The following is a 9,477-nucleotide window of genomic DNA, read 5'->3' as shown; positions in this document are numbered from 1 at the left end:
CTCTGTGGATGAGTTCGGCAACGTCCACGGCGAGCCGGTCCAGATCGTCGGTATCGAGGACAAGCGCACTCTCGACCCGATGGAGATTTCCGTCGACAACTTCGGTGAGCCCGTGTGCACTGACGGTTCCCGTACTGGCCGCGGTTGCGGCTTCCAGGTCTTCCGTGTCCGCAACGGTGTCTGGGCCATCGCTCCGATTGACCACGGCGATTCGGGCGGAAACGCCTACAACCCAGAGACTCGCGAGGCCATCGGCGTTAACTCCATGGGTATTGGCCCGCTGAGCCGCTTCCAGCCGATTGACGTTGCTCTTGAAGAGCAGTACGACATCCCAGACGGCCAGGTTAACGAGCGCTTCAAGGTAGAGACCTCCACTGAACCGCAGTCTGAGTTCCGCACGATTGACGAGGACGTTCAGTACACCAACCAGCACGTCCCGCAGGAAGAGCCGGATTTGGGTCCGATTGGCGAGCTGCTTCCAGAGGGCGTCGAGGTCCCGCCGGAGATTGCCGACATCATCTCGGAGAGCCCAGCTCTCCCGGAGCTGCCCATTCCGGAGCTGTCGGGGTCGACCGCTCAGGCAACACAGGCTGTCAGCAACCTCTCCTCGCAGGCAGGTCTTCCGAGCCTGTTCTAATCAGGTCACTGCAGTCTCGTAGATAGAGCGTTCGCTTTACGACGCTCCGTTTAACCCCCTATTCCGCCATGGTGGCGGAGTAGGGGGTTTAGCTTTTGTTAGTCAATCGGCTTTGCGTGAAGGTACTCGAAGAATGTGTCGGGAACGGGATGTTCAAGGTGAAGCTTCATTGTGACAACATCTAATTCTTTGTCTTTTAGCCCCTTCATTGTCGTTTGTTGTGGATCGCTGGGAGTCACTTCGCCAAGGTAGGTGAATCCTTCATCTGGTAAATCATCCCTACGCACAAACAAATGGATTGGGAACTTGTGTTGGATGATGCTCTGGACCTCTTGGCTCTTGAGGGTCCTATTTGAACGTGTAAACCAGCGCATCGTCGAACGGTCAATGAATTCATCTTCGTAGGCAATGCTCGGAGCAAGCCCCTTGTGTTTACGGTAGTTCACGAAGATAGGGATCGTCTGCGAGTGGGAATCAATCTTGTAGCCATTTAGCGTGCCTGTTTGATCCGACCGAAGCCTCAAAAGACGAGAAACATCCTTTCTGGAATAGCGTTGATTGCGGCGAAGCACACCCGCGAAATAATCATTTTCGCGGGACAGGAAAAGACCAGTTTGAATGATGTCATCCACATGCTCTCGAAAGCTATTTGGATATGTCGAATCCCACTTGTTGTACAAAGTCAAAAATTCCTCAGTCAGACTGTAACGTGAGGTTTCGTCATCGTACCGGACCAATCTAATTTCTTCGTAGGCCCGCTTCGGGTAAAACTCGAGGTTGAGCACTCGTTCGACAACAGAGAGATCCAGCTCGCTGTGAGAAACAGCCCTTGTGTCGAGAAAGTCAGAAAATTCTTCACGTGTGATGGAACCATGCTTAATAAGCTGGTCAAGTAGAAGTAACTCTTGGGGTTGCTTTCCGGGAAGTAGCTCGCGGGACAAAAACTTCAAGTATTCACTCTGCTTATCCGTTGGTCCTGTTGCTGCTTTGTCTACTCGGTGGAGGAGTTCCCAATAATTCTTGGTACGCCTGGTCGAGATCACTGCAGGGTCAACGAGGTTGAACCGAGCAAAATCCATTAGTCGTGGTACACGATTCAGTCGGTACTGGAGAAGTTGAATATCCTTTTTAAATTCAGCAATCGTGTCTACCGAGGCTGTATCGATGGCTTTAAGGATCTTCTCCTTGGCAATTTCATCAAAGCTTACAGTGGAGCCCGATGGGATATTGGAGGGATCAACGACTTTGCTCTTGAGCTTCGACTTATTTCTAGATGAATCGCCGAAAAGAGCCATCGGGATCATGTAATTGTTCTTGTAGTTTCCAATAAAGTCAATTACTCGGAGGTGGTCTTTTCCTGGGGCTTTGCGAAGACCACGGCCCAGCTGCTGGGTAAAAATGATGTTTGACTCGGTGCCGCGTAGCATCACTACTTGATTTACTGCCGGAATGTCGATGCCCTCGTTGAAAATATCAACGGTGATGATGTAGTCGAGTTCGCCTGCAGATAACTCCGCAACGACAGCATTTCGTGTCGAGATTGAGTCTTCACCTAGAAGCACCTTCGTCCGTAGCTGCCGGCCAAAGAGCTGCTTTTGGTTGAGCTGCTCCGACAGCGCTTTCGCTTCGTCTTTCCGACTGCAAAACATGAGCCCCTTAACTCTCTCAGGAAACCCGTAGACACGGAGCTTCTCCAGGAGATAGTCGATACGATCTTCAGCGACGAGAGCATCGATGGATGCAGTCTTATCACCGATCGCTCGAACTCCATCATCAAAATCGGTGACACCGAAATAATGGAATGGTGCGAGCATGTCGGCTTCAAGAGCGGCTTGCAGTCGGATTTCGTAAGGAACGTTGAAATCAAAGAGGCGAAAGATGTCCCCTGAATCTGGACGCTCGGGAGTTGCGGTCAAGCCGAGGACAAACTCGCTGTTGAAGTATTCAAAAACTGGCTTGTAGGAATTAGCAGCGCCACGATGAACCTCATCGATAATGATGAAGTCAAAGGCATCTGGAGAAAAGGTTTTGTAAGTCGATTGGGAATACAAGGATTGAACTGAGGCAAAAGGTATCGTGCATCAGTTTCTTTTTTCCCACCAACCAAGAGTCCAAAGTCGGCGTCCGTAAGCTCAGAACCGGAATAAGCAAGTACCTTTCGGAATTCACTCTTAGTCTTTTCCAGAATCTGTTCCCGGTGGGCGACGAACAAGACGCGCTCGGCCTCTGCTTCTTTAACTGCTAGTGCAGCAAGGATCGTCTTCCCCGTGCCGGTAGCGGAAATTATGAGGCCTTTCCGCTCGCCTGACTGCCTCAAGTCAGCGATATTCGACAGCGCTACCTGCTGCATTTGATTGGCAATAACTGGGCCCTCGGGCAGCAACTTTGTGTGCGTGTTTTTCGAAACTGGAGGTACGCGGTTCTGTTCGTACTCATCGACCCATTGATGAGTTAGTGGGATGCAACGGTTACGTTGCATATCAATGGCCGTCTCAATTTGGAACGTGATATCACCATTCTGGTGGCTGGAAAAGTGTAGATTCCACTCTTCGTTTTCCTGGAGCGCCTTTTGCGTCAAATTTGCGCTGCCGACGATGGCTGAAAGCTCAACCTCTTTGTAAAAGAGGTATCCCTTTGGATGAAAACCCCGGTGATGATCCTCGGGGTAGATGTAGACGTTCAGTCCCTCAATTTCGAGTAGTTCTCTGAACATCGATGGTGAATTGAAATCAAGGTAGTTCGACGTGATGATCGTCATTGGGCCAGAAAACTGAAGGAGATCCTCCTTCAGCATGGCAAGAGCGGCCGGAGAAATAAATGCTACTGAAAATATGAAACTCGTAGCGGTGCGTAGCTCCTCGCGGAGCGCATTGTACATAGTGGCCGACTCATCGTTGCGAATGAGTCGGGGATTGTATTTTTTGTCGGCAACGATGTTTTTATCGATGAAGCCGTATCGCAGGTCTCCGACCAGGGAATTCATCATTGTTTTAGCATACTAAATGCACGCTGCGTCGCTTGTATTGATTATTGTTCGTTTACAAGAATGTCGACTGTAGGGATGTCCGCTGGCGCCCAATCAACGGAATAAAGTTCGGCCGGTTCTAACCAACGATATTCAGTGTGCTCCGTTAGCTTGATTTCGGGAGAAGAAACGGAACAAAAGTATGTCGCCAGTGAGATAACGGCGAAGTCATACTCATGGTCGACAGTGAGAATGTGGTTCCCAATCTCAGCTTCAAGTTTTAGCTCTTCTCTTAGTTCACGGGCTAGAGCCTCACGAGGGGACTCACCTTCTTCGATCTTTCCACCGGGAAATTCCCAATAGTTTTCCATCGAGCGACCTGGGCCGCGTTGGGCGGCGAAGATTTTTCCTTCGTAGGTAAGAACCGCACCTACAACTTCGATTCGTTTTTTCATCTCAACTCCGCGTTCTGTCATTGCGCCTCATTCTAGTAATCGTCACTGTTTGCAGATCGGGCTATGGTGAACTCCTGGGCTTTTTATTTTCTCTTTTGCACAGTAGAAAGGACCGTTACCTTGTCAGCTTCCCGTTCGCGCGGCCTGCTTCGTCGTAAAGCAAAGTGCGAATCTCAGCCGGCTATCGCATCGGAGGTGGGAAGCGAATCACAAGGTCTGGGTCCTCAGTCGAGTGAATTAGACCGGACAAAACAGCCGATTCCGCGAGAGATTTGGATTCTGGTCAGCGCCGCGTTCATCATCGCGCTGGGCTTTGGGCTGATTGCTCCAATTCTTCCGCAGTACGCACGCAGCTTCGATGTGGGTGTGTTCGCGGCCAGCTTCGTGGTCAGTTCGTTCTCCATTTTTCGGCTGATCTTCGCGCCGGCATCGGGTTCGCTGGTAGAGAAGCTCGGATATCGACGCACGTACCTGACCGGCATCAGCATTGTCGCATTCTCGACTTTGCTTGTCGGTATTGCGCAGACTTATTGGCAACTGCTGGCGTTTCGTGCGCTCGGAGGCATCGGTTCGACGATGTTTACGGTCTCGGCAATGGGGCTGATTGTGCGGATTTCACCGCCGGAGATCCGCGGTAAGAGCTCGGCCGCCTACGGCACAGCCTTCCTGTTGGGCAATGTCTTTGGCCCAATTATTGGTGCGGCAATGGGCGCATGGGGCATGCGAGTGCCGTTTTTCATCTACGGTGGCGCGCTGATTGTGGCAACGATTGTGGTCGGCATGTCGCTGAGCGCGGAGCATCTTCGCCACGTAGTGCCAAAGCGCACGACTCCAGTGCTGAAGTTCTCCGAGGCAATCCGGGACTCGGCATATCGAAGCGCACTAGTCGGAGCCTTCGCCAACGGTTGGTCGAACTTCGGCGTGCGCGTCGCGATTGTCCCGCTGTTCGCTGCGGCAACGTTCTCCCATGTCGGCGCCCCAGAACCGGGCAGCGATGTGGCAGTAGCTGCCACTGCCACAGCTGGTTTCGCGCTGACGGCCTTCGCGCTCGGCAATGTTACGGCACTTCAGTTTTCCGGTCGTTTGTCCGACCGCATCGGCCGTCGTCCACTGCTCATCACAGGCCTGTTTATCAACGGCGTATTCACTGGCGCAATCGGATTTAGCAGCGGCGCCATTCCGCTACTGATTCTCTCAGTCCTCGCCGGCTTCGGCGCTGGCATGATTAATCCATCGCAGCAGGCCGTGCTTGCCGACGTCATCGGCGCCAACCGCCAAGGTGGAAAGGTGCTCGCCAATTTCCAAATGGCTCAGGACTTCGGAGCGATCTCCGGCCCGCTGATTGTCGGCGCAATCGTGGATGCCGCAGGGTTCAAGGCCGGATTCCTTGTTTGCGGTGTCATCTCGCTGGTCGCGATGGTGGGCTGGATATTCGGGCGCGAGACTCTACCAGCCCACTCGTCGAACAGCGGAGCAAAAGAAGCCAAAGCGAAAACAGCTTAAACAGAAGCGGATTTGCTAGATTCCTTGCCTTCATCGAGCTTTCGGCAAATAGTCACATAGATAGCGCCAGTAATGTTGTGCACCACCGCGGCCACCGCGCCAGGAAGCGCGGCCTCTGGGGTAAAGAACTTCGCCGCCATACCGGAAGACAGACCCTCGGATTGCGTACCGACCTCCACGGCCACCGTGCGCTTGCCCGCAGTCGGCATCCCGACCAGCTGGCCTGCAAAGAAGCCGAGCACGTAGCCCAGCACGTTGTGGATGATTACAGCCACAAACACAATGAGGCCAATGTGCGCCAGGCTCTCCGCATTCTTGGCCACGGCACCGAAGACCACGCCGCCGATACCGAGGATGGAAATCCACGGCAGAATCGGCAGGATTTTATTAATAAACGAGTCGGCCACAAAGCGAATGATCAGGCCACCAACCACAGGCAGGAGGACTGTCTGGCAGAGGCTCCACGCCATCCCGAGGCCGTCGACCTCCGTGTGCGCGTCGGCAAGCACGAGCATGAGAAACGGCGTCATAATCGGCGAGACCAGCGTCGACACGCTGGTCATAGCGACGGACAGCGCGACATCACCGCGTGCCAGGTAAGCGATGACGTTCGATGAGGTGCCGCCTGGGACGGAGCCCAGCATCAGCAGACCGACGGCCAGCGCCGGGTTAAGCCCGAGCACTTTCGCCACGGCAATTGCTAGCAGCGGCATGATGACAAACTGCGCAATGACGCCGACGAGAATCGCCAACGGGCGCTTAGCGACCTGCTTAAAGTCCGGAATGGTCAGGGTGAGGCCCATCGCGAACATGATGATCATCAGGAAATATGTGATGTAGTCCGTCAGCGGAGTAAACGGGGCGGGGAAGAAGAATGCCAGCGCCGAACCCGCCAAAATAAAGCCCGGAAATCCGAGAACCTCAATTATCGCCGAGAGCTTCGACGGTGCCTTATTTTCCTGCTTGCCATTCCCAGAAATCTCCTCGGGAGAATGTGGTTTTAGCGGGGACTGTCGGGGCGAAGACAGCTGCGTTTCTGGTGCGTTGTTATTGCTGGACATTCTCTAGCGACCTTGGGTTTATACGTTGCGAAATTGCAAAAATCCGCCGAACGGTGGGTGTTCCACGGCGGAAAATAGCAGATATGTGTACAAACGTGTAGGGAAAATGTTAACTACCTCACCCCATGCAATTGCAAAATAGATACCCCGAAGTGGGTGCAATGTGCTCGTTTGACGTCGGCCCCAGCGCCGGGCCTCATCCAAGAAATCGACCACCTAGTGTTGTGGCCTTGCTAACGGGAAATGGTTTTTTGACCGACGGTGGCGTAGTCTGGGCAGTCGGTGTGAAATCCTGACGACAATGTCGCAGAGAATCTGGCAGCGGTATAAATTCGCTGGTGAAACGCTTGAGAGTGCATAGTGCATGATGGGCGCCCCTCCTCGGAAGTAAAAGCTGAATTGGGTTTGGGCGCAATTTTTCGAAGTATGTGCAAGAGAAGCGATGTCATCGCAATTCCGACGTGAGAGCACTGAAAACAAGAACGTAAATTGGGCGGGTCATGTATGTGCGACCCAACTGTGAGTAATCAACTGTTGAATATTGAGTGTGCGGGCGAAAAGGCCCAGGAAGAGCCCCAAATGGCTAATAATGAAATGAATGGCAGCGTCGAGGAAAATCGCGAGGATCAGCGCGAAAACCAGCGCGAGGACGCAATTGTGAAGGCCGAGGATGTAGTGGCCGGGGAAGCACCAGTGGCCGGAGAGAAGGCCGCTGAGGAAAAGACCGAGAAGGTAGAAAAGACTGCCGAGGCCGAAAAGAAGGCCGAAAAGAACAAACACGACAACGATGACGACACCGTCGGCTTCGATGAGCTCGAGCTGCCGGATGACATTGTCAATGCAGTTCGCAAGGTTGGGTTTGAGACTCCTTCCCCAATTCAGGCTGCAACTATCCCGACTCTGATGAGCGGCCGCGACGTCGTCGGCCTGGCTCAGACTGGTACTGGTAAGACCGCGGCGTTCGCGCTGCCGATTCTGGCTCGCATTGATCGCTCCGTCCGCGCACCGCAGGCGCTGGTGCTCGCTCCGACCCGTGAGCTGGCACTGCAGGTTGCGGATTCCTTCCAGTCGTTTGCTGATCACCTGGGCAAGATTCAGGTCCTGCCAATCTACGGTGGTCAGTCCTACGGAGTGCAGCTGTCGGGTCTGCGTCGAGGTGCACAGATCATCGTCGGCACGCCGGGTCGTGTCATTGACCACCTGGAAAAGGGCTCGTTGGACATCTCCGACCTGCGCTTCCTGGTACTGGACGAGGCCGATGAGATGCTGCAGATGGGTTTCCAGGAGGATGTCGAGCGCATTCTTGCCGACACTCCGGATGACAAGCAGGTCGCACTGTTCTCGGCTACCATGCCGGCTTCGATTCGTCGCCTGTCCAAGCAGTACCTGAGGGAGCCGGAAGAGATCACCGTCAAGTCCCAGACTCGCACTGCGGACAATATTCGCCAGCGCTTCCTGATGGTCAGCCACCGCAACAAGCTGGACGCGGTGACCCGCATCCTCGAGGTCGAGGAATTTGAAGCGATGATCATGTTCGTGCGTACCAAGCACGAGACCGAGGAGCTCGCTGAGAAGCTGCGTGCCCGCGGATTCTCCGCTGCCGCCATCAACGGCGATATCCCGCAGACCCTGCGTGAGCGCACGATTGATCAGCTCAAGGACGGCCGCCTGGACATCCTGGTGGCAACCGATGTGGCTGCTCGTGGCCTGGACGTTGACCGCATTTCCCACGTGGTCAACTACGACATTCCGCACGACACCGAGTCCTACGTCCACCGCATTGGTCGTACCGGTCGCGCTGGCCGCTCCGGTGAGGCGCTGCTGTTTGTCACTCCGCGTGAGGGGCGCCTGCTGCGCTCGATTGAGCGTGCGACCAAGTCCCAGCTGCACGAGATGAAGCTGCCGACCGTCGATGAGGTCAACGACTCCCGTAAGCAGAAGTTCGCTGATGATTTGACTGAGGCACTTGCTGATTCGCAGGTTCCGGTCTTCCGCGAGCTCATCGAGGAGTACGCTGAAGAGCACGACACTCCGCTGGTCGATATCGCCGCTGCTATCGCTGCGCAGGCACAGTCGGGCGACTTCCTGATGAAGGAGCCACCGCGTGGCCGTCGTCATGATCGTGACCGTGATCGTTTCGACCGCGACCGCAACCGTGGCCGCGATGGTCGCTCCCGTGGTGAGCGCGGTCAGGGCAAGCGCGCCGACCTGGTCGAATTCGAACGCGAGGGCACCGCAACCTACCGCATCAGCGTCGGTCGTCGCCAGCACGTCCGCCCGGGTGCCATTGTGGGCGCCATCGCCAACGAGGGCGGCCTGTCATCAAAGGACTTCGGACACATCGACATCCGTGGCGACCACACCCTGGTCGAACTGCCGGCCAACCTGCCGCAAGAAGTCATCAACAACCTCTCCGATACCCGCATTTCCGGCCAGCTCATTGGGCTGAAGCTTGACGACGGCACCTCGGTCGACGACAGCGATGACTACCGCGGTGGCCGTGGTGGCTACCGTGGCAATCGTCGTGATGGCGGTCGCGGTCGCGGAGGATACCGTGGTGGTCGTGGCCGCGATGACCGCCGTGGTGGCGGACGTGGCCGGGGTAGCTACCGTGGAAACTTCGATGACGGTGACGGTTTCGGCGGTCGTGGTCGCGGACGCGGGCGCAGTGGCTACCGTGGTGACCGGGATGACCGCCGCGGTGGTTACCGAGGCGGACGCCGCTAGACCTGTTAGGCAGGCGAGCAGGGGGGGGCGTCGTCAGGCGACCACTGTCCGTGGCGCTGACCTAGAAAATAAAAAAACTGCCGGTGCGCATGTACTTCCCAGCCCTAAAAGTCGGGCCGAAACGTACAG

At 55.2% G+C, this 9,477-nt stretch carries 5 protein-coding genes and 2 pseudogenes; 3 read left to right on the top strand and 4 right to left on the bottom strand.

Annotated features, from left to right (window positions below; all coding sequences use genetic code 11):
• Positions 1-637: pseudogene (locus tag HMPREF3011_RS06890) on the top strand (S1 family peptidase); the annotation flags it as partial.
• Between the two features lie 98 nt (positions 638-735).
• Here HMPREF3011_RS06890 and HMPREF3011_RS11430 read toward each other — a convergent pair.
• The 3 genes and pseudogenes from HMPREF3011_RS11430 to HMPREF3011_RS06880 all read right to left on the bottom strand — a co-directional run bounded on the left by HMPREF3011_RS11430 (position 736) and on the right by HMPREF3011_RS06880 (position 4,057).
• Positions 736-2,688, bottom strand: coding sequence for a DUF3427 domain-containing protein (locus HMPREF3011_RS11430; RefSeq protein WP_256381047.1), 1,953 nt, complete (start codon positions 2,686-2,688; stop codon positions 736-738).
• Positions 2,689-2,837: 149 nt separating this feature from the next.
• A pseudogene (locus HMPREF3011_RS11425) lies at positions 2,838-3,350 on the bottom strand (DEAD/DEAH box helicase family protein); the annotation flags it as partial.
• 314 nt (positions 3,351-3,664) lie between these two features.
• A complete protein-coding gene (locus HMPREF3011_RS06880) occupies positions 3,665-4,057 on the bottom strand; it encodes a (deoxy)nucleoside triphosphate pyrophosphohydrolase (RefSeq protein ID WP_038629499.1) in 393 nt (130 codons plus the stop codon).
• Between the two features lie 120 nt (positions 4,058-4,177).
• Between HMPREF3011_RS06880 and HMPREF3011_RS06875 the strand changes: the two genes are divergently transcribed.
• On the top strand, positions 4,178-5,560 hold the full coding sequence (locus HMPREF3011_RS06875) for an MFS transporter (RefSeq protein WP_070431928.1): 1,383 nt from the start codon (positions 4,178-4,180) through the stop codon (positions 5,558-5,560).
• Here the strand turns inward: HMPREF3011_RS06875 and HMPREF3011_RS06870 are convergent.
• A complete protein-coding gene (locus HMPREF3011_RS06870; RefSeq protein ID WP_141737470.1) occupies positions 5,557-6,621 on the bottom strand; it encodes a bile acid:sodium symporter family protein in 1,065 nt (354 codons plus the stop codon). The two genes, HMPREF3011_RS06875 and HMPREF3011_RS06870, sit on opposite strands and share 4 nt — an antisense overlap.
• Positions 6,622-7,200: 579 nt before the next feature.
• Here HMPREF3011_RS06870 and HMPREF3011_RS06865 point away from each other — a divergent pair.
• Positions 7,201-9,348, top strand: coding sequence for a DEAD/DEAH box helicase (locus HMPREF3011_RS06865; protein ID WP_038628407.1), 2,148 nt, complete (start codon positions 7,201-7,203; stop codon positions 9,346-9,348).
• Positions 9,349-9,477 lie beyond the last annotated feature (129 nt).

It is taken from the genome of Corynebacterium sp. HMSC074C04, from assembly GCF_001838295.1.
Taxonomy (GTDB): Bacteria; Actinomycetota; Actinomycetes; order Mycobacteriales; family Mycobacteriaceae; genus Corynebacterium; species Corynebacterium amycolatum.
Note: the sequence above shows the minus strand (reverse complement) of the source record. Positions and strands in the feature narration are given on the sequence as shown.